The organism is Hoylesella buccalis ATCC 35310, assembly GCF_000177075.1.
Taxonomy (GTDB): Bacteria; Bacteroidota; Bacteroidia; order Bacteroidales; family Bacteroidaceae; genus Prevotella; species Prevotella buccalis.
This window is the reverse complement of record NZ_ADEG01000090.1, coordinates 106,439-133,302: the sequence shown is the minus strand read 5'-3', so window position 1 is coordinate 133,302 and position 26,864 is coordinate 106,439. Positions and strand designations below refer to the sequence as shown.

Below are 26,864 nucleotides of genomic sequence, written 5' to 3'. Positions count from 1 at the left end.
TTTTATGCTATTTGCTTGTTCTCTCTTAGGTATTCAAGATTATCTTCACTTCTTGTAATTCTGAAAAAGATATTGCCTTTTAACATGGGAATATTTCCACTAATCTTGTCATTGTACTCTCTAAAGAGTGGTACATATTGAATAACGTGCCCTTGTTCAATAAAGAATTTTAAAATCCACAGTTGGAAATCAAAGTCTTCTTCTTTTTCAGGTGTAAAGTTATCGGGATGCAAATCGAAGTCCGTTGCTTCCCCTGTTTGAAGGTAATGTATTAATCCACCAAGAGTTTCTGCTCTCACAATGTATTTGAAACCTGCAACCTTTTTAGATTCAATCCATAAGCTTGTATGGCCTTCTTTATCTGTGAAACATTTCACGGAAAGTTTATCGCCTCTTTTCATCATTACTTGAAGTTGCTTATAGGCTCCCACATTATCATATTTCTCACTTGTAGACTTTGCTACATTTGCTACTGATATTACAATTTGTTTGTCCATATCAAAATTCTCCTTTTCATTTAGTTATTGGTAATCGATAAGGTTAAAGCTTCTTTATCAAAGGGGCATCCCATATTTTTTAAAGCCCCTTGTACTGCTATGTTTTTTGGTAAACAGAAATCTACTGATCTCATTTTAGCCAGTTGGAAGCTAACGCAGGCATAACGTGTTCCGTTATCATCAATCCAGTCTGGTCTGATTTCTCCTTTACTATCTGATTCAAGAAATTGGTAAAATAAATCTAGTCTTTCATCGTTTAGGATTACTTCTCCCAAGTCGTCTGATTTTAGATAGTCAAGAAGAGCATCTGGACTATTTGTTGCAAGAACTGTTATAAGTGTCTGGATTAGTTCAAAACTGGCAGGGCTTGTAATGGTTGCCGAATTCTTGTGTCCGTATCTGAGCTGATAGTTTACCTGCATCACTTCCTTGTTCCATTTAAATCTTAGTGTCTGTGCAAATGGTAAATGTGCATTCGTGAGATAATTGGATAGCTGTTCAATTGATTTTCTGTTTACACCGTTTGTGTTCAAATTTTTATTTTGGAATATTTTTTCCATTTCTTTTTTTTTATTGAGCCCTTTTAATATGAGGTGGAACTCTTTTCCTACAGCCAAATAAGCCGCGCGCTGCTTCTCGGTTGCGATGCAAAAGTAGGAAGAAATGAAATAGGAAAATGGAAAAGTGACCTAAATGGCCATAGGGAAAGAAAAACAAATGGTCTTTCCCTAAAACATAAATCGCTGATTAATAGTCTGTTGGGATATCAAAGTAATAAAAGGAATTCTTAACGTTGGGTTTGTCTTTGCATTTCTTTATAGTGTCTGCAATATTTTTACCTACGTCGAAGGGGATAGCTACGTATTCTATGCCGTTTATAGAATGATGTTCATATTGAAGTATCTCATATTTCTTACATTCTCTTATGGGTCTTGGCTCATATCCTAACCAGTATCGCTTGTCAAAGGAGATTTCTGCAAGATAAAGGAATTTTCCTATGAAACTTACTTTACTCGGAAAACGGGCTGTTACTTTGCTCATCAGAAAATAACTCATCATTTCCTTGAAGAATTTCATGCGCGCAACACGGTATCTTTGTATGTCTTTATCAGAAGATATGCAAACAGTACCATCCATGTAACTCATGTTCAATTCTGACATTATTTGCAGACTTTCAGAGAGTTTATTTTTGAAAAAAGGATTGATGGTTGAGAATGATTTTCCGTTTACTTTTATTTTGAGCTCTTCGCCCTCTGATATCTCGCAGGACAAAACTTTTGCAAGTTGTCGAGCAGAATAAAACTCATAAGTCGGAATATAGGAGAAACTTATATTTGTATAATCCAAAATAAAGAGGTAAAGTCTCCAGAACTTCTTGTAGTCTAAATTATATGTATGTAGTATCTCTTGTACTTCATTAGAGGATAGATATGTTTTACACTTACTAAGATGCTCCTTAAAAAGCACGTTGTACCTGTTTCTGAAATGGTCAATAGCTGTAAACTCTGCTTCATCTTGGAGAAAGAGGTCATTAATATCTTGTGCTCTGCAAAATTTACGAGCTACAAATGCAACATATTCAAGTTGTTCTAAAGTCAATTCCTTATCCATGAACGCAAATGTAACAAAAAAACTCCGCATGAAGATAGTCAAATGCAGAGTTTCTTAAAAAGATGGACATTTTTAAAATAAGGACTTATAGATCATTTTTATAGAAATCATGTCTCACAGTAAATTTTTCATTGCTTTATCAACCTGTGCATTATCAAAACTATCAAGATAAATCTGTGTCGTTTGTATGTCTTGGTGTCCAAGCGACTGAGAAATTATTCCTATGTCCACGCCAGATTTTCTTAGCACAGTAGCAAATGTATGCCGAGCAACATAGGTAGTGACATCACCTTTTAGATTCAATTCTTTTGCAATGGTATGTAACTCACGATTTATGTACTCAATAACTTTGCGTACACGATTAAATTTTTGCATTGGGGTTGTATGTCGCTTTTGATTGAGTATTGGAAAAAGATAGCCAGATTGGTGGCATTGTATTTCGTATTTGCTAATTATTTTCTGCGCCTCTTTCATTAAGCACAAATTTATCTCTCCATTAGTTTTCTGTCTGATGTAGTGCAATCTTCCATCTACAATGTTATTGGGGGTGAGGTTCGCAACATCAACGAATGAAATCCCACCGCAATAATATGAAAAAGTAAAAATATCATGTGCAAGTTGAGTTATATTTTTTCTTTCACTACAATCCAACTTGATAATTTTTCGCATATCATCTTTTGATAGCGCACGCTTCTTTGTCTTTGTTGAAAAGCGGCTTAGATTATATTCTGGGAATGGATTATTGTTCCTCCGTGCAGATTTATCTTTTATGGCTCGGTTATATGTGGCACGCAATGTCTTAAAGTAGAAGTACATAGTTGTATCAAGAAATTGCCTCTTACGCATCCATTTTTCAAAGTTTTCGCAAAAGCAGACATCTATGCTATCAAAGTAGAAGTTTAAGGGCTTTCCATAAAACTTTTTGAGAGTCGTATGTAAGTTTAGATAAGCGTAACTATTACCTACATGGCCATCTTTTCGAAGCATTTCAACTATTGAAATAAGATATTCACCCACATATATTTTTTTGAATGAATTGGTTTCTGTCATAATTAGTGAAGCAGAGAGTTCTCTTCCAACCATCTTTTCTTCAAGTATTTTGGCTTGATATTTACTCATAATATCAGAGATAATTTTTTCTATAAGTAAGCGGTTAGGACATTTGATTTTCGGGGCATTTCGTTGAAAATCCCAAAAGTCTGCATTTACAGAAATGCCTAAACTACGGTAACTCCGATTGCCATCTTTACTAATTCGTAACATAAGTGGAGATTCTCCGTTTTTTAACTTTTTGCTTTTGTAGCAAATCACAGAAATTGTTGCTTCCATATAAATCCTGGTTTACATCTGGGTTTACATGAGAGGGGGGAAAAAGAGGTAATATTACCCAATTTCACCAAAACTTACGATAGTAAAACGGAAAAGAAAAAAGAGCTGTAATCAATGATTAACAGCTCTTTACCTTTATGTCGGGATTACTGGACTCGAACCAGCGACCTCGCGCCCCCCAGACGTGTGCGCTACCAACTGCGCCAAATCCCGATCATTTTCTAAAAGTGCTGCAAAGATAGTGACTTCGTGGCATATCTGCAAATTTATGTTTCCTTTTTTGTTTTAAAATGTTTAATTTACATGGATTCATGTAGATATCGTTTAAAAGCGTTTGCCTTCACTCATTTTTTTTAGTAACTTTGCATGAATCAATAGAGATTATTTTCATGCAACGATATACATATATTTTTCTGTTGTTTTGCTTCACGTTTTTTTCTTGTAGTCAAGATGATGGGCTGGAGCGGAAAACGCAGAATGAGGTAGTGGATGAGGACGATGACGATACGCAGACGGCAATTGATGATGAGTATGTCTATCGACTGCCCATCATCTTCCACGTTTTGTACCAGGATGCGGAAGATGCCACACAATATGTCCCTGTTTCACGTTTGCAAGCCATTGTGAGGAACGTCAATGAGTTGTTTCAGGGTGGTGTCTATGGGAAGAGTGAGCGCATACGCGTGCATTTTTTTCTGGCACAATATGATGAATCAGGCAAGGAACTGGTAACCCCTGGAGTGGAATATGTGAAATATACCGGCGCTTATCCCATCAATCCCAAAGAGTTTATGAATGACAATTCGGGAAAGAATGTCAAGTATATCTGGGATCCCAATGAATACATCAACGTGATGCTGTATCATTTCACGAAAGACAAAGATGGACAGACTTTGGGCGTTAGTCACTTACCGTATGTGTCGAAGAGTGATTCTACCATCTCTGGTCTTGAATCTGTTCGTCAAAAACATTTGACCAAGCGCAACTTGAATTATGCTTATTGCTCTTCCATCAACAGCACCTACATCAATTCAGAGTCCACCCGCTATGTCTTAAACGACAAAGGACGTAGAGGATATCAATATGTTTCCACCGATGTGAATGTGACCTTGGCGCATGAATTGGGTCATTACTTGGGACTGTATCACACGTTTTCAGAGAACAAGGCTCATGGAGGTTATGAAGCTGTTGATGATTGTCACGACTCTGACCATTGCAAGGATACGCCTTCCTATAATAAAGTAGCGTATGACAGCTGGTTGAATGACTATTTGAAGAATGCTCCCAGCAAGAACATCGACATTAAAGAACTGGTGAAGAGAGAAAATTGCCAAGGACAACAGTTTGAATCAACTAACATCATGGACTATGCCATAGGATTTGGTTTTTACTTGTCACCCGACCAAAAGCATCGTATTCGTCAGGTATTGTATTATAGTCCGTTGATTCCAGGCCCAAAGAAAAACAGGTCAACCAGCCGAGCTGCCAAGGAGGAGAGTGACGAGGTGTTAGATCTGCCCATACAAACAATTAACTAAAGGTAAAGATGACACAATATGAAATCACGGCACCCAGCTGTTTCAACCATACCATCAAGTTGCCTGCATCTAAAAGCGTGAGCAACAGGGCATTGATCATCAATGCTCTTTCGGGCGGAAAGATTAGTCCCGAGAATCTCTCCGATTGCGATGATACGCAAGTTGTCATCGATGCTCTCAAGAACATGCCGCGAGTGATAGATGTCAAAGCGGCTGGTACAGCCATGCGATTCCTGACGGCTTACTTAGCTGTCCGTGGAGGAGAACATGTCATCACGGGAACAGAGCGGATGAAACATCGCCCTATTGGGCCGTTGGTAGATGCTTTACGCTATTTTGGTGCGGATATTGAATATACCGAACAAGAAGGTTTTCCGCCACTACGCATTAAAGGCAAACCTTTAAAAGGCGGTTATCTGGAGATGCCAGGCGATGTCAGTTCGCAATACATTTCGGCCTTGTTGATGATTGGGTCCGTGTTGAAGGATGGACTTGAACTGAAACTGACGGGAACTTTGGCGTCGCGTTCCTATATCGACCTGACGCTATGGGTTATGCAACAGTTCGGCGCAGAGGCTGAATGGAGCGACATTGACACGCTTGCCGTCAAGCCAACTCCCTATCAACCGCACGAATATTACATAGAAAGTGATTGGAGTGCGGCTTCGTATTGGTATGAAATTCTGGCCTTGTCCAGTCATCGTGATAACACGTTCATGTTGAAAGGACTGACCGATGGGTCGAAGCAAGGTGATTCTGTGGCGCGATATCTTTTCTCTTTGCTCAGTGTCAAGACAGTTGTAGAAGATGGTGACGACCCACGTACGGGGGGCATACGTATCACGCGACATGTCAGGACGTTGCCGAAATTGGAGTACGATTTTATCAATTCGCCCGATTTGGCACAGACATTCGCAGTATGCTGTGCGGTACTCGACATACCGTTTCTGTTTACAGGCTTGTCTTCTTTGCTGATCAAGGAAACAAATCGCATTGAGGCTTTGAAGACTGAGCTGCGCAAGTTGGGATATGTCATCAAGGATCAGAATGGCAGTGAGCTCTTCTGGGATGGTGAAAAATGCGAACCTACTTTTGAACCCATCGATACATACGAAGACCATCGCATGGCCATGGCCTTCGCACCAGCAGCGATCAATTTCCCTGGTTTGCGCATCAATCATCCGGAAGTCGTATCAAAGTCTTACCCGCATTTTTGGGATGACATGCGTCATGTGGGTTTTCAGATAAAGGAAATCAATACGGTTCATCATATTTAGCCATTATGACAGTCATACTTATCCTATTAGGTTTAATCCTGCTGGCCGCACTATTTGGTATCTTTGCAACTAAACGAGGTGAGGACAAAGAACCTGTCCACATGCCAACCAGTTCATGTGCCACCTGTAATGGCGTTGACGAGATGTGTGAGCAAGTGTGTATGATGGAGGCTGCAACGAAAGATATCGAATACTTTGATGACGAAGAACTGGACCGCTTTAAAGGAAAACCGTCTGATCAGTTCACAGATGAGGAGGCCAATGAATTCACCGAAGTGCTCTACTCCATGAAACAAGAGGAAGTGAAGGATTGGAACAGAAGTCTTATATTGCGGGACATCCACCTTCCTAACCAACTGAAGGACGAGGTCATCATGCTTATTTCCAATCAATAGCCATGAACATTCTGCATTATACGTTTTTTCAAAATGCCCTATTAGGTTCACTTTTGGCCAGTATCGTGTGTGGCTTCATCGGTACATACATTGTAACGCGTCGACTGGTGTTCATCAGTGGCGGCATCACGCATGCGTCGTTTGGCGGTATTGGCTTGGGGGTGTTCTTGGGTTTCAATCCTATTGTGTCGGCCATGCTGTTCGCCATCTTCAGTGCATGCGGCATTCAGTGGATGTCACATCGTAGTGATGCGCGTGAAGATTCTGCTATTGCTCTGTTCTGGACCTTCGGTATGAGCGTGGGTATCATCTGTTGTTTTTTGACACCGGGGTTCATGCCCGACCTTCCATCGTTCCTTTTTGGCAACATTTTAACCATTTCCCGTGGTGATCTGTTGTTGCTTGCCGTGCTTTCTTTGTTGTTACTCGCCATATTCACATTGCTCTTTCGTCCTATTTTGAGCGTAGCCTTCGATCCATGTTTCGCCCGTTCGCAAAAGCTCCCCGTATCAGCCATCGAATACATGATGATGATATTAATTGCCATGACCATCGTTTCCACACTCCGTATGGTTGGAGTTGTCTTGGCCATCAGTCTGTTGACCATTCCCCAGATGACAGCCAATCTGTTTACATATAGCTACAAGCGAATCATCGTATACAGCATTTTGGTGGGGTGGGTGGATTGTTTGTTAGGCTTGACATTCGGTTATTTGCTGAACATTCCATCAGGAGCAGCCATCATTTTTGTCAGTATCATCATTTATGCCTTGTTAAAGGCAATAAAAGTCCTTATATTCAAGTTTAACCAACGTGAGGTCTCACCATCTTAAAAATATCACTTTGGCTGTGCCGTTGATAGCTTTATTGTTGTCATTGGCAGGTTGCTCTACGCAGAAAAACACTGCCAAGAGTAGATGGTGGCATTCGTTTACCGCTCGGTACAACATCTATTACAATGGTTCGGTTGCCTATATTGATGGCTCATTGGAAAAAGAGAATGGACATCGAGACAACTTTACCGAAATGCTTCCTCTCTATCCTGTTGGAAATAAAAAGAGCCGTGAGCTTGGTAAGGCCAACTTTGACCGCGCCATTGAGAAATCTCAGAAGGCAATCAAGTTGCATAGCATCAAGCGTAGACCTGAGTGGAATCCAGGAAAGCGAAAGACAGCAAAAGATCGTGAGTGGCTGAGTCGGAAAGAATACAATCCTTTCTTATGGAAAGCGTGGATGCTCATGGGGCGTTCGCAATTCCATTCGGGTGCTTTTGAAGAGGCTGCGTCAACCTTTTCATACATGAGTCGTCTGTATCAGTCGCAGCCTTCCATCTATGGTCGTGCACGAGCCTGGCTTGCTAAAAGCTATATTGAGCAAGATTGGTTGTACGATGCCGAAGACGTCATTCGCAACATGCAGCGCGATTCCATTCACTGGCAGGCGCAAAAAGAGTGGGATTATACCTATGCCGACTATTATCTACACACGAAGGAGTACGATAAAGCCATTCCTTATCTCCGCAAAGTCATTAAACACGAGATGCGTCGCAAGCAGAAAGCCCGCCAGTGGTTTCTGTTAGGGCAGCTCTATGAGGCCGTTGGAAACAAGGAACAGGCTTACAAGTCATACCAGCGAGTACTTAGACAGCATCCCCCTTACGAGGTTGAGTTCAATGCTCGTGTTGCCATGACCGAAGTGATGGCGGGTACACAAGCCAAGAAAATGATTGCCAAACTGCGTCGAATGGCAGTCAATGAAAATAATAAGGACTATCTGGATCAGGTTTATTATGCCATTGGTAATATCTATTTGGCCAAGAAAGATACCCTCCAAGCTATCGATGCGTATGAGAAAGGGAACAAAGGTGCTACCCGCAGCGGCATTGAAAAAGGTGTGCTACTGCTGAAACTTGGTGATCTTTATTGGGAACGTGAGAAATATAACGATGCCCAACGGTGTTATGGCGAAGCGATAGGCTTGTTGGATAAAGAGCGTGAAGATTATGAAGAGCTGTCTTATCGCTCGAAAGTTCTTGACGAACTGGTGCCTTACACCGATGCTGTTGCGTTGCAAGATTCCCTGCAAGCACTGGCTAAACTGCCCAAACCAAAACTTTATGCAGCTATCGACCGTGTCATTGATGCGTTGAAGAAGAAAGAAAGAGAAGAGGCTGATCGCCTGGCTGAGCAGAATGGTCAAAACTCGATGGCTGGAGGGGATGACAGTTATTTCGACAACCAACGAAACACTCCTTACCGACCACCCACGCCAACCCCTCAAAAGCAAGGTGATGGCCAATGGTATTTTTATAATCAAATGGCTGTTAACCAAGGCAAGACCGCTTTTGAACGATTGTGGGGAAAGCGTGAAAACGTTGACAATTGGCAACGAACTAATAAAACGGTGGTGTCGTTTGGCGATACTAACCAGATGACAGAATCACAACTCGATTCCCTACAACAAGCGGAAACGGTGACAGATTCACTCAGTCAGGTTCCCGATAGTGCCCAGAACGACCCGCACAAGCGTGCCTACTATTTGGCGCAGATACCGTTTTCTGCCGAACAAGTTGCGGCCAGCAATCTCCAAATCATGGATGGATTATTTCACTCGGGGGTTATCTTTAAGGATAAACTGGACAATTTGAAGTTGAGTGAGAAGGCTCTGCGGCGGCTGGTTGATGGCTATCCTTCCTACGAGCATATAGACAAAGCTTATTATCACCTGTTCCTGTTGTATTCAAGGCTGGGGCAGTCGGGTGTTGCAGCTCGCTACATACAGCTGCTCAAGGCGCAACATCCGAAAAGTGAGTGGACCGTTCTTCTCACCGACCCTCATTTCCGTGAGAACGCGCAGTTTGGTGTGCAACTTGAGGATTCCCTCTATGCGGCCACCTACAATGCGTTTAAGGCTGATCGCTACGATGAGGTGCACAGCAATACACATCTTTCATCAACCCGCTTCCCATTAGGTGCCAATCGTGACAAATTCCTTTTCATCGGAGGTTTAAGTAAGTTGAACAATGGTGATGCTGACGGCTGTTTGGCTGATATGCGGAAGCTGGTGAAACAATTCCCTGAGAGTGGCCTCAGCAACATGGCTGGCATGATTATCAATGGCGTGCAGGCTGGCAGACGATTGCATGGTGGTAAGTTTGACATGGGCGAGGTGTGGTCGCGGCGTTCTGCGGTGTTGAGTGACAGTGACTCCATTGCAGCCCGTCAGTTCAACAACGAACGAAACACGGAGTTCACGTTCATGCTCGTCTATCATCCTGATTCGGTTCAAGAGAATCAATTGCTCTACCAGGTGGCCAAGTACAATTTTACCCGTTATGTGGTACGCAATTTTGATGTTACCATAGATGAAGATGCTGGTTTGCACTTGATGAAGATAGCCGGCTTCCGTAATTTTGACGAGGCTTTGCAGTATGCTCGTGCGTTCCATCGCCAAACCAATCTCACTTCTCTCGTGGGTAAGGCGCGTTCGTTTGTCATCAGCGATGCCAATCTTCAATTGCTGGGCACCACATTCAGCTATGATGATTATGACCGATATTATAACAAGCACTTTGCACCTTTAAAGATTAGTACGTTCCAGCTACTCACCGAACCAGCTGAAGTACCTACCGAACCGCAGCGCAAGCCATCGGTAGAAGAGATAGACCACTTGCTGGATGATGGCACCTTTATAGACAATGGCCTCGAAATCGAGCCGGTAGATCGTGGAACCCTCGTTGTTCCGCAAGAGGAAAAAACGAAGCAAAACGAACAAGGTGGCACGGTGATTCCTACTGAAACACCCTTGCCAAAGGCGCAAGACAAGACTGTTCCTCTGCGCGAAACCATACTTCAGCTGCCTGCCGACCAGCCTAAAAAGCAGCAAACCACTCCCCGTGAGCAACCCTTAAAAGTGCCTAACGCCAAGACACCAGCCGTAAAGCCGAAAACGCAAACGCAACCTAAGACGGTTCCCAACAAGCCACAGCCGCAACGTCCTGGTGAAACGATTATTTATTTTGAGAACACTCCAAAGGAAAAGTCTCAAAAGAACAATCAGAAAACGCCCGCCAAACCAGCTTCCAAGGATGACAAGGCCAAGAAAAAAGCTGAACCAAAGGTCATCGACTTAGGTGATGAATATTATGATTTAGAAGGATTTTAATTATGAGCAATGGACTATTGTTATGGGTAGATGATGAGATTGAACTGCTTCGCGCACACATCATCTTCCTCGAAAAAAAAGGATATCAGGTGGTGACGGTGAGCAATGGATCGGATGCCATCGACCAGTGTCGCCAGCACACCTTCGACTTGGTGCTGTTGGATGAAATGATGCCGGGTCTCACCGGATTGGAAACCTTGCAACGCATCAAGGAAATCAGTCCGGCAACACCTGTCGTGATGGTGACCAAGAGTGAGGAAGAGAACATTATGGATCAGGCCATTGGTTCAAAAATAGCCGACTATCTCATCAAACCCGTGAACCCCAACCAGATTTTGCTGGCGCTTAAAAAAAACATCCACCGCAAAGAAATTGTAACGGAGGTGACGCAGTCGGGCTATCAACAGAGTTTTCAAGACATCTCCATGCAGATTATGAATTGCCAATCATTGGGCGATTGGATGGATATCTACAAGCGATTGGTTCACTGGGAGCTGGAACTGAGTTCGACAGACAGCAGCATGACAGAGATGTTGCAAATGCAGAAAGAAGAGGCCGACCTCGGATTTGCCAAATACATCAAGCAGCATTATCTCGAGTGGGTAGCGCCTTCTCAGACCAGCAGGCCCATGATGAGTCCCGATTTGTTTAAGAACAAGATTTTTCCATTGCTCGATGCTGGCGAGAAAGTGTTTCTCATTGTCATCGACAACTTTCGTTATGACCAGTGGCGGGTCATCTCCAAGGAGATTGGCGACCTGTTCGACATGCAGGAAGACATATATGTGAGCATTTTGCCTACGGCCACACAGTATGCCCGAAACGCCATCTTCAGTGGACTGATGCCCAACAAAATAGCCGAAATGTTTCCTCATCTGTGGGTTGATGAAGACGAGGAGGAGGGCAAAAACCTCAATGAAGAGCCGCTCATACAGACACAAATCGAGCGCTACCGTCGTCATCACAGCTTCTCATATAATAAGGTGAACGATTCGAGTGGGGCAGAAAAGTTTTTCGACAAGCTGCATGAACTCAAGAAGAACGACTTGAATGTGCTGGTGGTCAACTTTATAGACATGCTGTCACATGCCCGCACCGAGTCCAAGATGGTGCGCGAGTTAGCCAACAACGAGTCGGCTTATCGCAGCATCACCAAGAGCTGGTTCCGACATTCCATGATGACAGAGTTGATGAAATTGCTCTCACAGAGCGACTATAAAGTGGTGTTGACCACCGACCACGGCAGTATTCGTGCCTCAAAGCCCATCAAGATTATCGGCGACCGCAACACCAACACCAACCTAAGGTACAAGCTTGGCAAGAACTTGAGTTACAGTGCCAAGGAAGTCTTTACCATTAAAGATCCCCGGAGCGCACAGTTGCCCTCGCCAAACATCAGTACCAGCTACGTTTTTGCCACGGGCGACACTTTCTTTGCCTATCCCAACAATTACAATTATTACGTATCCTATTACAAGGACACCTTCCAACATGGGGGCATCAGCATGGAGGAAATGCTCATTCCGCTGATTACACTCACGCCCAGAAAACGATAAAATGATCACACAATACAGATAATAGAAATTAATAAGATAAAGAAATGGAAATTAAAATCAAATCATTAGATTGCATAAAAGAGGCTGCCCAGCAGTTCATAGACAACATGGGTAAGGGCAATGTGTTTGCTTTCTACGGAAAAATGGGAGCTGGTAAAACCACTTTTATCAAGGCCATTTGTGAATGTTTGGATGTGGAGGATGTCATTACCTCACCCACTTTCGCCATCGTGAATGAGTATTATTCCAATAAGTTGCAAGACTCCATCTACCATTTCGACTTCTATCGCATTAAAAAGCTCGAAGAGGTGTACGACATGGGCTATGAGGATTATTTTTACAGTCATCGCCTCTGCTTCCTCGAGTGGCCGGAGTTGGTGGAAGAGTTGCTACCAAAAGATGCCGTCAAGGTAACCATTGCAGAGCAGGAAGACGGCTCAAGGCTGGTCACATTTTAGCATAATATGGCGTAAACCTTAACGGGAATTTGCTGTGAGGAATAGCTTTGGGATAACCGAAACAAAGCGACCAAAATAATTACAAATCATAGCTAATGATGCTATGCCGCATTGCATAGCATCACGTTGCATGATAATCTTCATCTTCTTCATTGTATGGATCTATAATCTATTTATCTCGTCCTGTCGAGATGTTTTTCCTTTATATTTACCCTTTGCTGCGTTAAGAGTATATCGTATGCTTAATGCGATTGAACGGGATCCCCCCTTGATGTCAGAAGAATAATCGACAGTATTGGTGAAAGTGTCAAATTTCTGTCTCCATGTATTGAATATATCATTAGCCGAGAGTGTGAAAGCCCAGCTTTTCCAAGTTTTGTTCAAGGTCACCGATGCCTGCCACGAACCACGGCTATAAATCACATCTTGATTGCCGGTCCCGAGACCGAACAGATTAAAATAAGCATAGAAGCTGCTGGGAATATCGAACCGGTTGTTAAGCGACAGAGTATAGAGTGGTTTGTTGTATTTTCTTACGGGTGAGCCATACTTCAAATCCTGAACGTAGAACACGCCCTGTATGGTGGGATGCCAAAAGCCGAAATCAAGTTGTTGGACAGCCACAAGTTGGAATGAGTTATAATCTGGCAGATTGACTGGTTGTACAACATTAATACGATCGGTGTTGTCATAGCGATATATTGAGGTCACATTCCGTTTGTTCATTGTGAATGAGCTTTGAAGGATAAATTTCTTATAATAAAGATTCAATCCTATTTTGTGGCGGAGAGTTGAACGAAGTTCAGGATTGCCCGTTTCCCAAAGGGTAGGAGTAACATAAACGTATGTGTTGTCAAGAGATTGGTATCCCGGACGAGACACGGATGCTCTGTAAAACAAGCTCATACGAATAGATGAGTTAAAGGATATGCCCAGATTAGGCAACAAGTCTGTATATGATTTTGATAAATCTTCACGAAGAACGTTGTTTTGTCTGAAATCTGTATTGGTTGATTCAAGTCTAAGTCCACCATACATATTCCATGTGTTGTTGGGTGTCCAGTTAAAACCGACAAATCCTGCATAGAGATTTTGTTTTACATTGTCTGTTTCTGGAGCAATAAAATCCTGATTCCCGGTGGAGGACCCCAAATAATCCTGATTGTTGCGTGTATATGAGATTTCCGAGCCAGCCTCTATCTCTACCTTGCTGATTTTTCTTGACAGTACAATTTTTCCTGACCATAAAGAGGCTTTGCTTACATTCGAATTGTAGATCATATTGGTAGAATTGTTCTCATCTACACCCGAGTTGGAAGTACGATAGGATTTTACATAATCGGCGTCTATGCGTAACCCGATATTGGCAGGCAAGGAAAAACTGCCGAAAGTGTTGACATGATGCATAGAGCTTTGACTATGCAGGTCACTTATTGATGCTATTACATCTTCGGTCCCTTGATTTTCCATAACGGATTTGGCATTGCCGCTATAGTGACTCTTGGGAGTGCGCTGAAACGTGTATTTTGCACCAATGGAGTTGTTCCCGAAATCGTAGTTTAGGCCAGCGTCTGCCATGAGGGACTGGCTTCTGCTTTTGGCTTTGGAATAAGTATCAGTACGATATTTTGATTCAGGGTTACTCTCTGAATAAAAACCTTCAATATAATGTCTATCCTGTTTGAAGCCAGAAAAGCCGTATGATAAATCTCCCAAGACGGTAAGTCCGCTTTCTGTATGGTAATTCAGTGACACATCGACAGATTCTGACCATTCTTCACTTGCCGAAACATTACCTGCTGCGACAGCATGGAATCCCTCATTAAGTTTTTTTGTGCGTATGAGAATGACAGATGACACATTGGCGCCATATTTTGATGAAGGGTTGGTAACAATCTCAACATTGGATATATCGTTGGCGGAAAGTGAAGACAACTCACTTGTTGAACGCACAAGCCTGTTGTTGATATAGACAACGGGCGTTCCATGTCCAAGGACAGATATCCCACCGCCAGACGTGTCAATCATCGGTAGGTACTTGATCGCCTCCATGGCATTGCCAAGTTTTGCAATAGGATTCCCTGCCATTGAGATTTGCAAGCCTCTCGGCGTTCCCTTGACATATTTCTTACTTCCCCGAACCACGACTTCTGCAAGTTTATTGGTGCTTTCAATATAAATCATGGTATCACACGGAAGGACTACATCTGTGTTTTTGCATCCTACTGAGGATATGGAAAGAAACATCCCCTCTTTTAATGTGGTGTCGAAGCCGAACAGACCGTTCAAATCCGTAAGGGTTGATCCAATCATGACGGAGTCGGGCTGCATGAGTCTCACTGTTGCGAAACTTACCGGAATGGAATCTTCTAAGGTTAAAACTCGTGATCTGATATTATAGTTCTGATTCTGAGCGAACATAACGATATTCGAGAATAAAACTATTGAGAAAATAATATGCTTTTTCATTTTTAAATACTATTTATGCACTCCATCGGCTAAACCTTGGAGCAAGTTCCCGTTTTTATTTGCGTATCATGACGGACTATCAGCCGATGGTGAACCCTCCATCACCGACGTGATGCACCGTTCAAATCCATGGAAGCATCCGTGAAGCGGGCTTGATGACGCACATTTCATGATTACTGCCGTGTGCTATTTCACGAAGAGCGTACCCCGGTATTGCATGTCGACGTTGTCTTCGTTATACGAGAGGTACAAGTAAGTGATGACAAGCTGTGTCTGTTTGCCGGTGGCAGTCATGTAGAACTTATCTTTGCCGTTGACCTTTCGTTCAATCTCCGCCAAACTCATTTGGTAATGGTCTGTCAGTGTTTTACCATTCAGTTGATATTTCATGGTCACAAGTAGTTTGTCTCCCTCAACTTTAGCTTCTACTTGCGGAGTATATTGATCAATATTCTGAAAATAACGGTAACCCGGCGGAATGGGTAATGGGATGTTTTCTTCGCGTTTGTCGCTGATGAGCGTATTTTCGGGTATGGATGTTGAAGAGGTACCTGCCATTGGCTGCTCGTACATCTCTTCTACTTGATAGTCTGCGACGAGATACCTGGGGTTGATGATATCCTCAATGGCCTGGCTACCGTATGTGCTGTTCAGGTAGTTCAGCTTACCCGCAAGGCTTTTCGCCTGTTGGCATCCTACTTGTTTTAATAAGGTTGTGTATGTTTTACTGCTTATCGGAAACTTGGTCATGTTGTGCTTGGCCAACAATTCGCGTACCTGTTTTTGCAAATGGTTATGGGTATAACTTGATACGTTTACTGGAAATACCGACACCAGCAACAGGATGGCGACAAAACTCCATGCCACCCACATCACCTTACGCGACCGACAGACGATGAGACCTATGCAGACAGCGTAGCACCAAAGGTTGAACAATAGCAGGTACAGACGCTGTATGGTTACGCCATAGTCGGAGAAGCGGCGGGCGATGCCTATCGACATCAGCACCAACAACGGCAGAACGATGATGGGAAGATAGCGAACAGCCAAACGGTCTACCGGCTTTACTTGGTCTTGCTGGTGAATAGGATAGAGCAAGAACAGAATGATGACGGTGAGCAACATGAGTACCGTAACCAATGTAGACACCCATCCGTTGGGCAATTCCCAGATAACGAGTATCTTTACAGCGTAGAGATAAAGCGTAATGACGTAGGCTAAGTGCAGCGGAATGAGCAGGTAATGGATGATGCCGTTGCCAAACTTATGTTGCAGCCAGTTGTATTGACTGTATTTTTGTTCGTCTTTCGGCAACTGAAACATGAATAACAACGGGGCCACCAGTGTGAAACACACGTTAGCCGTGTCGGTATAGAAGGTTGCCTCTATGTCCATGTTAAACAGATCCTTGAACGATTGTAACAGCAACAAGATGCCCAAGAAGAGAACAAGGGATGTGAGGGTAGCGATGATGCCGCTTCCCATAAGCCTGATGAGGAAATTAATGGCTGGACGGTCGTTCGTTTGTTGCGCGAAAGGCAGTGTGAACCAGCCCACCAGCATCGCACCTACGCATGTCCCGGCGGCGATGCATTGTCCTGTGGAAAGTTCGTATTCGGTGGCCCAATAGATGCACAGAGCCAGCCAAAGGGCATGTATAGCACCTTGCCATCCCCTTGCTTTGAGCCGTTGACGCATGTCTTCCGTCCACAGGTGGAGTGTCAACGACAGAATGGTGGCCGTGAGTGGATAGAACATGAGGAAGAATTCGAATTCTTTCGTCTGTCCGTCATAGTGCAGATCGTGATTGAGGTACATCAGCGATAGGCATGAGGCGATGGTAAAAAACAGGGTTAGCGGAAATCTCTGTACAATGCTTTGCAGGCTTTCTTTCCAGTGTTTGAATGCGTCTTTAGACATGAAATGTGCCATTGCTCGTCTTGGGTTTGATTAATATCGCAAATCTACAATAAAATATAAGTTATGCCAAGTGTCTTTTGATAAAAATGATTAATTTTGTCATCCTAACGTTTTTTCCTGCTTCCTCTTCATCGCAGTCCTTGTGGTGTTGATGGGGTGGAAAGGCACAATCAATAGCTTATGCAATTCAGAACCATAGTCAAAATAGACCAGCCCTCGTTTCAAATCCCGCCATTCGAGCGCATGCTCTTTGTCGGTTCATGCTTTGCTGACAGCATGGGGCAGCGGTTCGTCGAAGATAAGTTTCGCGTCACCGTCAATCCTTACGGCGTAATGTACAATCCGGCCAGCATTCTGCACACGGTAGAGCGCACCGATGTAAACCCCAACGTGGCCGTGTTTACCCTGGGTACCAACCATGTGTACATCTTAAAAGAAACGGGCGAGATAGTAGACAACTGCCAAAAGCGTCCGCAACGCTTGTTTTGTGAAGCAGAATTGAGCGTGGAGGAGTGTGTGGCCTATCTGTCTCGAGCGGTAGAATGTTTGGTGAAGCGCAATGACAAGGTGCGCGTCATCCTTACGGTCAGTCCCATTCGTTATGCCAAGTACGGTTTTCATGGCAGTCAGCTGTCCAAGGCCACGCTGCTTTTGGCTACCCGCCAGCTGGAAGAGCGTTATCCCGACGTGGTGACTTATTTCCCCGCTTACGAGATTGTGAACGACGAGTTGCGCGATTATCGGTTTTACAAAGAAGACATGTTGCATCCGTCCGAACAAGCTGTGGCATACATCTGGGAACGTTTTTCGGATGCCTTTTTCAGTCAGGAGGCCAAACTTTTCTTGGCCGATTGGCAACCTGTGAAGGCCGCCTTGGCGCATCGTCCGTTCCAACCGGATGGCGATGCTTACCAGTCGTTCATCCGTCAGACGCAAGAGCGCATCAAGGAGTTGGAAAACAAATGGGGTGTAAACTTGATGAATCAAGCGTAATGCGCTGCCTTCTGTCCTTCATGATTCGTTCCTAGTCTTGAGGTATGAAGAATTTGTCAGTGTTTTCTTGTTCCCATTGCAGCAACCACCGCTTTCTGTCCAGCCCTCCCGCATAGCCCGTGAGGCTTCCGTTGGTACCGATGACCCGGTGACAAGGAATGATGATGGAGATGGGATTGCGTCCAACGGCACCGCCCACTGCTTGGCTTGACATGCTTTTCACGCCGTGCTGCCTGGCCCATTGCATGGCTATGTCTTTGTAGGTAGTGGTTTCTCCATACGGAATGGTCAACAATAACTGCCATACTGCTATGCGAAACGGCGTGTCGTTCAGCAGGATCGGGGGCGTGAACGTAGGACGTTTGCCTTGAAAATAAACGTCGAGCCAAGTGCGAGTCTCGTCAAAAATGGGGAGCGAGTGATGTTGAGGTCGGTCACCTGACGGGTAATCGAAGTGCTTTTGTCCTTCAAACCACAATCCTGTAAGCTGCTTGCCATTGCTGCCCATGGTGATGATACCTAATGGAGAAGTGTATGTGTCGATATATTGTTCCATTCCAAAAATGCTTGGTTGCTGTACAAAGATAACGAAAAAGATGGGAGCAACAACTGATGACCGTGCCAAATGTTTGTGAGCAAGAGCCTGTTGAAGCCATCGTCCACATTCGTTTTGTTTTGGTGTTTACTTTGCGTTTATTTGCCTATTTCTGTTAATTATTCTATCTTTGTAGCATCAGTTAATACACCCAATGAGTTTAATTTGCCGCATTTGGAGCTACAGATGATGCTGATTGATTCCGAAGTTTACCGATGTGGAATGGTATGCTGACAACATTCAGCCTTACGATGTGAAGCGTCATCATGTGTATAAATACAAATTTAGTATAGAGAAAGATTCATAATAATAAAGAAAAACCTATGCCTATCAAACAAAAGTTAGTCTGCGCATGTGCCTTGTTCGGCCTTTTGGCAGGACAAGGGCTGCATGCCCAAAACAAAGAGTTGGTTGATTATGTCAATCCCTACATTGGCAATATCAGTCATTTGCTGGTTCCTACCTTTGCAACGGTGCAGTTGCCGAACAGCATGTTGCGTGTGTATCCCGAACGAGGTGATTATACTACGGAACTGGTAAACGGTCTTCCAGTTATCGTCACCAATCATCGTGAGCGCTCAGCATTCAACATTTCTCCTTATCAAGGCAAGCAACCCACGGCCATTGTGCCACTGAATTATGACCACGAGAAGCTCACACCCTATGGTTTTGATATCGAGTTGGACGACAATCAGATGAAAGCTCGCTACGCTGTGTCACACCAAAGTGCCGTCTACGAACTGAATTTCTGGCAAAAAAATAAGCCCGTGTACGTCATGATCAATTCGCGTGATGGTGGCATGCATTGTTCCGGGAACGCCATTAGCGGATTCCAGCGGCTCACAGACCAGACAAAAGTATACATTTATGCAGAGGTAGACCGCTCTCCCATGCAGATGGGAGCCTTGGAAAACGGTGCAATCAATGCGTCCAAGGCATCGGTTGAAGGCCGAAATGCCTGCATTGCATTGCGTTATGCCGATGGAACACCGCAGGTTCGATTACGTTATGGCGTATCTTTCCTCAGTGAAGAGCAGGCCAAAAAGAATCTGAAACGAGAAATCCAGCATTTTGATGTCGATGTCGTGGCAGCAAAAGGTCGTCGGATATGGAATGATGCGCTGGCCAATATTCAGGTCAAAGGAGGTTCTGAAGACCAGAAAACAGTGCTTTACACCTCCTATTATCGCACTTTTGAACGTCCTATCTGTTACAGTGAAGATGGCAAATACTGGAGTGCCTACGATGGTGCAGTGCATGAGGATGGTGGCATACCGTTTTATACCGACGACTGGATTTGGGACACCTATCGTGCCGCTCACCCGCTTCGGGCACTCATTCAACCCGAAAAAGAAGAAAACATCATCGAGTCTTACCTGCGAATGGCCGAACAGATGGGCACGCTATGGATGCCTACCTTTCCCGAAGTGACAGGCGACTCACGCCGAATGAACTCTAATCATGGCATCGCCATGGTGGCCGACGCGCTGTACAAAGGATTGAAAGTGGATGCCAAGCGTGGCTATGAGTATTCTCGTAAGGCACTCGAAGAAAAGACTTTGGCTCCATGGTCGGGCAACCCGGCAGGCTGGATTGATGATTTCTACAAGCAGCATGGCTACATTCCAGCTCTCAGAGAAGGCGAGAAGGAAACTGATCCCAATGTGTCTGACTTTGAAAAGCGCCAACCTGTGGCTGTAACGCTTGGCACGGCCTATGACGAATGGTGCCTGTCGCGCATTGCCAGCTATCTGAATAAAAACAAAGAAGCATCCTATTATGAGCGTAGGGGGCGTAACTACCGTACCCTCTTCAACCATGAAACCAGCTTTTTTCATCCCAAAGACAAGGAAGGCAATTTCCTTCAGCCCTTTGATTACCGCTTCTCGGGTGGCATTGGTGCCCGCGATGCCTACGATGAGAACAATGGTTGGACTTATCGTTGGGATGTTCAGCACAACGTTGCCGACCTGATTAACCTCATGGGTGGGCGCGAACAGTTTGTCAAGAATCTGGATCAAACGTTTATTGAACCTATGGGAAGAGGCAAACGGGAGTTCTACACCCAACTTCCAGACCAGACCGGAAACATCGGACAGTTTACCATGGCCAACGAACCTTCGCTGCATATTCCTTATTTATACAACTATGCGGGCACTCCTTGGAAGACTCAAAAGCGGGTACGGCAAGTCTTGAACACTTGGTTCCGTAACGATTTGATGGGTGTTCCCGGTGATGAAGATGGGGGAGGGTTGACCTCTTTCGTCGTTTTCTCCAGCATTGGTTTCTATCCAGTGACACCTGGTATCCCCGCTTATAACATTGGCAGTCCTCTGTTCAGCGACATTCAGGTGCGGTTGGGCAATGGAAAAATCTTCCATATCATCGCTAACAACTGCTCTGATGAGAACAAATACATTCAGCGGGCCACCCTAAATGGCAAAGCGTGGAACAAGCCTTGGTTCTCACACGATGACATCAAGAACGGTGGTACCTTGATCTTGGAAATGGGTAAGCATCCCAATAAGTCTTGGGGAGCCGATAAAAAGATGGCTCCACCCTCATTGGATGCGGAGCAATAGGGTGATAACTGCGCTCGATTCTTCCTATATGATTCACCCTTTTACAGCACAGTGTCTGGCATAAGTCAGCCAGTTGGGCGTGAATTCGTGTATAGGCAGACTATCTGTTGGTGCAATTCTCTACAGTGTGGGAATTGCACCAACGATTTTTCTTGTTATTTTTGTCGAGATTCAGCTTTTCATCTTCTTTTGTAATAAATCATACCCTTTGTCCGTTTATATAGAAAAAAATAAGCATCATGAAGAAGTTATTGCTGTCCATGGCCCTGTTGATGGCCTGCACATTTGCCACGGCTCAACGCAGTGTTGGGACGTGGTCATTGATTCCCAAGGTAGGGGTAAACTTGGCAAACATCTCTAATTTTGACGTTGTTATCACTGGTTTGTCCCCTGATGCGCAGCAGAATGAAGTTGAGCAGAAATCAAAATACCGCGAAGGGTTTATCGGCGGACTGGACGTACAGTATCAAGCGATGAATCAGGTGGCATTCTCTGCCGGTGTGTTCTATTCGGTTCAGGGAATGCGGTTTCCACCATCAGAAACGATTGACAAGGAAAAAGTACACTATACGTCTGATGATGTTCAGTGGAAATACGATTATCTTACGCTTCCCTTGATGGCTCATGTGGCGGTTCTTCCTGGTCTTTCGTTTAATGCTGGCGTTCAGATGGGCTACCTCTTGTCGGCAAAAGGTAGGGCATCCTTGTCGCAATTTACGGTCGACAAAGAAGGAAAAGTGCATTATCAGACTGGCGAGAAGGGGAATTTGCTGTATGCCTACACCGAAAAATACGACAACCTGTCCTATTCAAAGCGCTTCGACGTTTCCATTCCTGTGGGCTTTTCGTTGGAGTACAGCCATGTGGTGCTGGATGCAAGATACAACTTCGGTCTGACCAAGATGAACAAATATACCCAAGATAGAATGAAAAACAAGGTGTTCACCTTCACGGTTGGTTATGTGTTTGACCTCTGATCAGTAAATACAATCCCGCGCAAAAGATTATTCTCCATCATCTTCTAAATTGTAAACAGAAAACGCTTCTTCAATAATGCCTATCGGTTGTTATTTTAATAGCATGGAGATTGGTGTCGAATAGCAATGAGTTTGGTGCCCAATAGCATTGAGTTTGGACGCTAAAGTCATTGAGTTTGGTTATGCTTTCGAATTCTATTGGAAATCAACATCTTACAAGTACCTGTTTCGTGATAATACCCCTGCTGTAGTGAACAGGATGGTATCAATTTCCGTTTTTTAGTTCTCTTTTACACACATATCGTATCTTTTACGTAATTTTGTGCGCTCAAACGGACAAAAGCACTTCTTAAATGACGACTCAATGCAGATGTTAAAAAGTATACTTCGTGGTGTTGGCCAAGTGATGTTTCAGGGCAATGCGCTGTCGGGCGCACTGATGCTTGCAGGTATTGCTTGCAACTCCCTCCTCATGTGCTTGTTTGCCTTGGTTGGAAGTGCCATTGGCACGTGTACGGCTGTAGTCCTTCGATATGATGCGGGGCGCATCCGCGACGGCCTTTATGGTTTTAATGCTGCGCTGGTGGGTATCGCCGTACCCTGCTTTATGCCCATTCATGCAGGTTCGGTTCTGCTCATGGTAGTGGCATGTGTGCTATCTGCGCTGGTGACGCGACTGTTCGAGCGGCAACGCTATGTCCCTGCGCTCACCGCACCCTTTGTACTCATCACCTGGGCAATGCTGCTGTTGGGTCACGTTTTTCCCCAGTTGCAGCTGCCAGCAACGACAGCTGTCGATACTGCGGAAAGTTTCTCGTTGGTTCGGGCCGCCTCACTGAGCTTTGGACAAATCATGCTTCAGGGCAACAACCTGCTCACTGGCTTGTTGTTTTTCCTTGCCATTTGTGTCAATTCGCGCAAGATGGGCATGGAGTCGCTTGTAGCCTGTGCGCTGTGTCTCGCCGTGGTGTGTGTGCCGGGTGTCAGTACCACCTCTGTCAACAACGGTATGTATGGCTACAATGCCATTCTTGCGGTTTTGGCAGTTGCCAATATTCTTGACATTGGCACATGGACTTACGTCAAGGCATTGATAGCCCTGATACTATCGTTGCTAATGCAGTATGCAGGTTTGCACATGGGGCTTGTCACGCTCACCGCACCTTTCGTGTTGTCGGTGTGGTTAGTGGTTTTGTATCAGACTTTCGTAGTTAAAACCAAACAAGATTAAAAAAGTGAAAATTAAAAGATGGTTAAGCCCCACCTTATGGGGCATTGTGCTTGCCTCGATGGTGAGCATTCCCACCTTGGGCAAGATAGTAACAGTGGACAAGTCGATAAGCATTGCCCGCAAATATGTCAATGTGAGTCTTTCGGAACGTCATGCTACGAGGGCTTCGCATGGTACTCCACCTTATTATATTTATAACGACCGCCACGGACGGGGTTTCGTTGTGGTGGCAGGCGATGATGCCATGGGACAAGTGTTGGGCTATTCGCACACAGGAACGCTCGACACGTTGCGTGCAAGTGAGGAGCTTAAATTCCTGCTGAGTGCTTATCGTGACGCCTTTCACCAAATACAAAGGCAACCCGCCACAAGAGCTACCATTACTACTATGCCCCCTAACCGAAAGGAGGTGGCTCCGTTGCTCACAACGGCATGGAGTCAAGACGACCCTTACAGTCGTCTTACGGGGTACAACTACACGGGATGTGTGGCTACGGCGGTAGCACAAATCATGTATTATCATCGCTGGCCGGAACGGGGAAAGGGCAGCTACTCGTATGTAGTGCGCTCCGACAACCGCACGATGAGCGTGGACTTCAGTCAGTCGGTATACCAATGGGACAAGATGTTACCCAAATACAACACACGTATGGTACTTGCCAATGCGGAGGCTTGCGATGCTGTGGCGCTGCTCATGCGTGATGTGGGCGTGTCGGTGAACATGCAGTACACCCCTACATCCAGCGGTGCACAAACCTTCATGGCTGCCAAGGCACTGAAAACGTATTTCAATTATTCCACCTCCATGCTCAACAAATCTGATGAGGGCGCAGCTGCTTTCACCCAGATATTGCGCAAGGAGATAGAAAACGGCTTCCCCGTGTACATCAGCGGCAGCGTGAAGTCGGGCGGTAGTGGACACGCATGGGTGGTAGACGGTGTGGATAAGGACAACCTATTTCACATGAATTTTGGTTGGGGAGGCGGTGGCAACGGCTACTTCTCCGTTACTGCACTGAACCTTTCCACCACAGGACAGGAGTTTGGCGGCAAGCCTCTCTCCTTCAACAAGCAGGTGCAGATAGTTTTGGTGCATCCCAACAAACCGGGAAGCGCACCCATTGATGCCGAACTTGCCGATGATGCCCCCAACTTGTGTTTCAACTCGGAGGGCAACATGACCGTAGTTGGCAACACGCCCACTAACAAACAGCAACCCATGACGGTTAGCTATCACCACTTTAAGAACCAAGCCGACGGAACGTTTGCTGGAGATATTGGCTTGGGCGTGTACAATGAGCAGGGCAAACAAGTAAAAGTGGTGCCATCGGCATGGCACGACAAAGGCGGATACACCGCAGAGCGCGGCAAGTATAACGGTGGCGTGCTGCAATCGGGACAGTTGATTGACGATGCTTGCACGTTTACGGTGAATCTTGAAGGTCTTGCAGATGGACGCTACTATTTGCTGCCCGTGTGTGCCAGCCTCAAGGATAAGGACACCTACGGGGCATGGTGCAAGATGAAAACGGCACCACGCATATGCTTTCAGGTGCAAGGCAACGGCGTGCGCCTATTTGAGAAACCCGATGACAAGGCACCTTTCGCATTGGCATCACATCCGTATACGCTCAAACCGTGTACTGCTGGCAACAAAGCCACGCTGTGCCTAAGCATACGCAAACTTACGGGTACGCCTTTCGATGGCACGGTGAGGGTGTCGCTCGTAGATGATGAAAATCGTGTGGTTGCTATGGGACAAACCGCAGAGGCAGTGGATTTTGAGATGTTTGCCGAGACTGAGGTGAGGGTGGACATGCACTTGCCCGACAATCTGCAGTCCAAGGAATACAAACTGAAGGTAGAAGTAATCAAGGAATATGATGCCGACAACATTGCCACGGTGGGTATGGTGCACGGCAACGAGCCGTCTACGGTGCAGGTGGAGGCAGCTAAGCCCAGCGACAAGCTTTTCGTAAAACTCCAAGGAATGGTGCAAGACAACAGTGAATCAACCATATCTCCCATGAACGTAGACCTCAGTGGCAATCCATTGCTCAAGATAGGAGTGGTGATGACGCTTGCACCTCAAGCCACCTACAACGGCAAATTGACGCTTTGCTTGATTGATACAAAAACTCAGCGACGCATATCTTTGGGCAGCAGTGCTCAAAAGCAATACAACTTGTCGGGTGGAGGGGATGATGAAATATTTGTTACAGGATGGTTGAGAAACAAGGACAGCTTGCCCGTCATCAACAATCGTACCTACCGATTGGCATTGATGGGTGTGGTAGACGGCATGGAGTGTGATTTGTGGAACGAGAACTGCGCTCCCTTTGAAGTGTCGTTTACAAACAGTATTTACAATAATTATCCTGACGAAACCACGCATATAGACACAACACAAGGCTCGCTACGCATGATGCGAAGTGGTAACTGGATTGACGTACAGGGCGAGGACATGGCACATGTGCAGGTGTTCGCACTCAACGGAACCCTGATTGCCGCCTCCGATGCCCACGGTCAACATACGGTGAGGTTGCACGTTCCTGCTGCGCAAGTGGTTGTTGTGCGGGTGAAAACCCTTCATGGCAGCACCTTAACGAAGAAGTTAAGATAAAACGTAAGCCTCCATTACTAACTGCTTACAAAGGAATCGCATTTTGTTATGAAGAGGCCTTCAAAAAGAAAACTCCAATAAGTTGTAGCTGACTTATTGGAGTTTTTCTTATTGACAGGATGTTCTAAAAGATATATCCAACGCCTATCATCAAGCGGGAAAAATCCTTTTGTGTGATGCTGTATTGAGCTGATATGTTGAAATGTTTGATGATATTAACTCCTACTTGAGGTGAAAATATGGCATGGTATTTCCTTCCTTCATTAAAAACACCTCTATTCATATTATCAATCGTAACGCCAACACCCGCTCCCGTATAGAATTCTACCTGTGATGACAGTGGAAAATTATAATTCAGGGCAGGCAAAATCACAACAGACCTTCCATTGAAAGGTGAATTGGTATATTCGTTCATCACTACCGTGTAGCTCTCATAGCTGACTTTAAGTTTAGCACTAAGTGGGTTGTTATGAAAATTATATGTTCCATTAATATAAAAACCAATGTGGTTTTCTTTGTTCCCATCTTTTACCAACCCTATCGGATAGTTAATACCGGTTTCGACTTGAAATGTTTTCTTTTGGGCAAATGCCACGAAAGACAAGCTAAGCATTAATAAAAACGTAAAAAAAGTTTTCATATAAAATTA

The 26,864-nt window shown here is 44.8% G+C and carries 21 protein-coding genes and 1 tRNA gene; 12 read left to right on the top strand and 10 right to left on the bottom strand.

Annotated features, from left to right (window positions below):
* Positions 1–2: 2 nt before the first annotated feature.
* The 5 genes from HMPREF0650_RS10075 to HMPREF0650_RS10055 form a co-directional block, all read right to left on the bottom strand.
* Entirely contained in the window at positions 3–497 is a 495-nt protein-coding gene (locus HMPREF0650_RS10075) for a hypothetical protein (protein ID WP_004350543.1), read from the bottom strand.
* Positions 498–517: 20 nt separating this feature from the next.
* Entirely contained in the window at positions 518–1,114 is a 597-nt protein-coding gene (locus HMPREF0650_RS10070) for a hypothetical protein (protein WP_040563136.1), read from the bottom strand.
* 130 nt (positions 1,115–1,244) lie between these two features.
* On the bottom strand, positions 1,245–2,108 hold the full coding sequence (locus HMPREF0650_RS10065; protein ID WP_004350540.1) for a hypothetical protein: 864 nt from the start codon (positions 2,106–2,108) through the stop codon (positions 1,245–1,247).
* Between the two features lie 114 nt (positions 2,109–2,222).
* A complete protein-coding gene (locus tag HMPREF0650_RS10060) occupies positions 2,223–3,437 on the bottom strand; it encodes a site-specific integrase (protein ID WP_004350539.1) in 1,215 nt (404 codons plus the stop codon).
* A 140-nt stretch (positions 3,438–3,577) separates the two neighbouring features.
* Positions 3,578–3,650 (bottom strand) — tRNA-Pro (locus tag HMPREF0650_RS10055).
* Between the two features lie 176 nt (positions 3,651–3,826).
* On the opposite strand from HMPREF0650_RS10055, the gene HMPREF0650_RS10050 reads away from it, so the two are divergent.
* Genes HMPREF0650_RS10050 through tsaE form a run of 7 tightly spaced genes read left to right on the top strand, consistent with a single transcriptional unit; the run spans position 3,827 to position 12,825 of the window.
* A complete protein-coding gene (locus HMPREF0650_RS10050) occupies positions 3,827–4,975 on the top strand; it encodes a zinc-dependent metalloproteinase lipoprotein (RefSeq protein ID WP_004350537.1) in 1,149 nt (382 codons plus the stop codon).
* 8 nt (positions 4,976–4,983) lie between these two features.
* The gene (locus tag HMPREF0650_RS10045) at positions 4,984–6,252 is read left to right on the top strand and encodes a 3-phosphoshikimate 1-carboxyvinyltransferase (protein ID WP_004350536.1); all 1,269 of its coding nucleotides are present in this window, start codon (positions 4,984–4,986) and stop codon (positions 6,250–6,252) included.
* Between the two features lie 5 nt (positions 6,253–6,257).
* Positions 6,258–6,647 carry a hypothetical protein gene (locus tag HMPREF0650_RS10040; protein WP_040563134.1) on the top strand — a complete coding sequence of 130 codons (390 nt, stop codon included), beginning with the start codon at positions 6,258–6,260 and terminating at the stop codon, positions 6,645–6,647.
* A 2-nt stretch (positions 6,648–6,649) separates the two neighbouring features.
* The gene (locus HMPREF0650_RS10035) at positions 6,650–7,480 is read left to right on the top strand and encodes a metal ABC transporter permease (RefSeq protein ID WP_004350533.1); all 831 of its coding nucleotides are present in this window, start codon (positions 6,650–6,652) and stop codon (positions 7,478–7,480) included.
* Entirely contained in the window at positions 7,461–10,811 is a 3,351-nt protein-coding gene (gene porW / locus HMPREF0650_RS10030; protein WP_040563132.1) for a type IX secretion system periplasmic lipoprotein PorW/SprE, read from the top strand. Before HMPREF0650_RS10035 ends, porW begins: the two co-directional genes overlap by 20 nt.
* A 2-nt stretch (positions 10,812–10,813) precedes the next feature.
* On the top strand, positions 10,814–12,367 hold the full coding sequence (gene porX / locus HMPREF0650_RS10025) for a T9SS response regulator signal transducer PorX (RefSeq protein WP_004350531.1): 1,554 nt from the start codon (positions 10,814–10,816) through the stop codon (positions 12,365–12,367).
* Between the two features lie 44 nt (positions 12,368–12,411).
* A complete protein-coding gene (tsaE, locus tag HMPREF0650_RS10020; RefSeq protein WP_004350530.1) occupies positions 12,412–12,825 on the top strand; it encodes a tRNA (adenosine(37)-N6)-threonylcarbamoyltransferase complex ATPase subunit type 1 TsaE in 414 nt (137 codons plus the stop codon).
* Between the two features lie 18 nt (positions 12,826–12,843).
* Here tsaE and HMPREF0650_RS13765 read toward each other — a convergent pair whose 3' ends face one another.
* The 3 genes from HMPREF0650_RS13765 to HMPREF0650_RS10010 form a co-directional block, all read right to left on the bottom strand.
* On the bottom strand, positions 12,844–12,969 hold the full coding sequence (locus HMPREF0650_RS13765; RefSeq protein WP_375342089.1) for a cysteine peptidase family C39 domain-containing protein: 126 nt from the start codon (positions 12,967–12,969) through the stop codon (positions 12,844–12,846).
* 18 nt (positions 12,970–12,987) lie between these two features.
* Entirely contained in the window at positions 12,988–15,138 is a 2,151-nt protein-coding gene (locus tag HMPREF0650_RS10015) for an outer membrane beta-barrel family protein (RefSeq protein ID WP_245543496.1), read from the bottom strand.
* Between the two features lie 342 nt (positions 15,139–15,480).
* On the bottom strand, positions 15,481–17,226 hold the full coding sequence (locus HMPREF0650_RS10010; RefSeq protein ID WP_004350527.1) for a DUF4153 domain-containing protein: 1,746 nt from the start codon (positions 17,224–17,226) through the stop codon (positions 15,481–15,483).
* Positions 17,227–17,394: 168 nt separating this feature from the next.
* On the opposite strand from HMPREF0650_RS10010, the gene HMPREF0650_RS10005 reads away from it, so the two are divergent.
* A complete protein-coding gene (locus HMPREF0650_RS10005) occupies positions 17,395–18,207 on the top strand; it encodes a GSCFA domain-containing protein (RefSeq protein WP_004350526.1) in 813 nt (270 codons plus the stop codon).
* Positions 18,208–18,238: 31 nt separating this feature from the next.
* Here the strand turns inward: HMPREF0650_RS10005 and HMPREF0650_RS10000 are convergent, their stop codons facing one another.
* Positions 18,239–18,763 (bottom strand): methylated-DNA--[protein]-cysteine S-methyltransferase, encoded by a 525-nt coding sequence (locus tag HMPREF0650_RS10000; RefSeq protein WP_004350525.1) that lies wholly within the window; start codon positions 18,761–18,763, stop codon positions 18,239–18,241.
* Positions 18,764–19,125: 362 nt separating this feature from the next.
* Between HMPREF0650_RS10000 and HMPREF0650_RS09995 the strand changes: the two genes are divergently transcribed.
* From HMPREF0650_RS09995 to HMPREF0650_RS09980, 4 genes are all read left to right on the top strand, one after another.
* Positions 19,126–21,384: a GH92 family glycosyl hydrolase gene (locus tag HMPREF0650_RS09995; protein ID WP_004350524.1), complete on the top strand. Its 2,259-nt coding sequence runs from the start codon at positions 19,126–19,128 to the stop codon at positions 21,382–21,384.
* Between the two features lie 239 nt (positions 21,385–21,623).
* On the top strand, positions 21,624–22,361 hold the full coding sequence (locus tag HMPREF0650_RS09990; RefSeq protein ID WP_004350523.1) for a porin family protein: 738 nt from the start codon (positions 21,624–21,626) through the stop codon (positions 22,359–22,361).
* A 370-nt stretch (positions 22,362–22,731) separates the two neighbouring features.
* Entirely contained in the window at positions 22,732–23,592 is an 861-nt protein-coding gene (locus HMPREF0650_RS09985; protein ID WP_245543495.1) for an urea transporter, read from the top strand.
* A 4-nt stretch (positions 23,593–23,596) separates the two neighbouring features.
* A complete protein-coding gene (locus tag HMPREF0650_RS09980) occupies positions 23,597–26,215 on the top strand; it encodes a C10 family peptidase (protein ID WP_004350520.1) in 2,619 nt (872 codons plus the stop codon).
* A gap of 124 nt (positions 26,216–26,339) precedes the next feature.
* Here the strand turns inward: HMPREF0650_RS09980 and HMPREF0650_RS09975 are convergent, their stop codons facing one another.
* On the bottom strand, positions 26,340–26,855 hold the full coding sequence (locus HMPREF0650_RS09975; RefSeq protein WP_004350519.1) for an outer membrane beta-barrel protein: 516 nt from the start codon (positions 26,853–26,855) through the stop codon (positions 26,340–26,342).
* Positions 26,856–26,864: the final 9 nt, after the last annotated feature.

Excerpts from the sequence above, each read along its gene's own strand:
- HMPREF0650_RS10075 (WP_004350543.1), bottom strand. The coding sequence starts at position 497 with ATGGACAAACAAATTGTAATATCAGTAGCAAATGTAGCAAAGTCTACA.
- HMPREF0650_RS10000 (WP_004350525.1), bottom strand. The coding sequence starts at position 18,763 with ATGGAACAATATATCGACACATACACTTCTCCATTAGGTATCATCACC.
- HMPREF0650_RS09985 (WP_245543495.1), top strand. The coding sequence starts at position 22,732 with ATGTTAAAAAGTATACTTCGTGGTGTTGGCCAAGTGATGTTTCAGGGC.
- HMPREF0650_RS09995 (WP_004350524.1), top strand. The coding sequence starts at position 19,126 with ATGCCTATCAAACAAAAGTTAGTCTGCGCATGTGCCTTGTTCGGCCTT.
- HMPREF0650_RS10010 (WP_004350527.1), bottom strand. The coding sequence starts at position 17,226 with ATGGCACATTTCATGTCTAAAGACGCATTCAAACACTGGAAAGAAAGC.
- HMPREF0650_RS09975 (WP_004350519.1), bottom strand. The coding sequence starts at position 26,855 with ATGAAAACTTTTTTTACGTTTTTATTAATGCTTAGCTTGTCTTTCGTG.
- HMPREF0650_RS10060 (WP_004350539.1), bottom strand. The coding sequence starts at position 3,437 with ATGGAAGCAACAATTTCTGTGATTTGCTACAAAAGCAAAAAGTTAAAA.
- tsaE (WP_004350530.1), top strand. The coding sequence starts at position 12,412 with ATGGAAATTAAAATCAAATCATTAGATTGCATAAAAGAGGCTGCCCAG.
- HMPREF0650_RS10050 (WP_004350537.1), top strand. The coding sequence starts at position 3,827 with ATGCAACGATATACATATATTTTTCTGTTGTTTTGCTTCACGTTTTTT.
- HMPREF0650_RS10045 (WP_004350536.1), top strand. The coding sequence starts at position 4,984 with ATGACACAATATGAAATCACGGCACCCAGCTGTTTCAACCATACCATC.
- HMPREF0650_RS10005 (WP_004350526.1), top strand. The coding sequence starts at position 17,395 with ATGCAATTCAGAACCATAGTCAAAATAGACCAGCCCTCGTTTCAAATC.
- porX (WP_004350531.1), top strand. The coding sequence starts at position 10,814 with ATGAGCAATGGACTATTGTTATGGGTAGATGATGAGATTGAACTGCTT.
- HMPREF0650_RS10065 (WP_004350540.1), bottom strand. The coding sequence starts at position 2,108 with ATGGATAAGGAATTGACTTTAGAACAACTTGAATATGTTGCATTTGTA.
- HMPREF0650_RS10015 (WP_245543496.1), bottom strand. The coding sequence starts at position 15,138 with ATGATTGGATCAACCCTTACGGATTTGAACGGTCTGTTCGGCTTCGAC.
- HMPREF0650_RS10040 (WP_040563134.1), top strand. The coding sequence starts at position 6,258 with ATGACAGTCATACTTATCCTATTAGGTTTAATCCTGCTGGCCGCACTA.
- HMPREF0650_RS13765 (WP_375342089.1), bottom strand. The coding sequence starts at position 12,969 with ATGAAGATTATCATGCAACGTGATGCTATGCAATGCGGCATAGCATCA.
- HMPREF0650_RS10035 (WP_004350533.1), top strand. The coding sequence starts at position 6,650 with ATGAACATTCTGCATTATACGTTTTTTCAAAATGCCCTATTAGGTTCA.
- HMPREF0650_RS09990 (WP_004350523.1), top strand. The coding sequence starts at position 21,624 with ATGAAGAAGTTATTGCTGTCCATGGCCCTGTTGATGGCCTGCACATTT.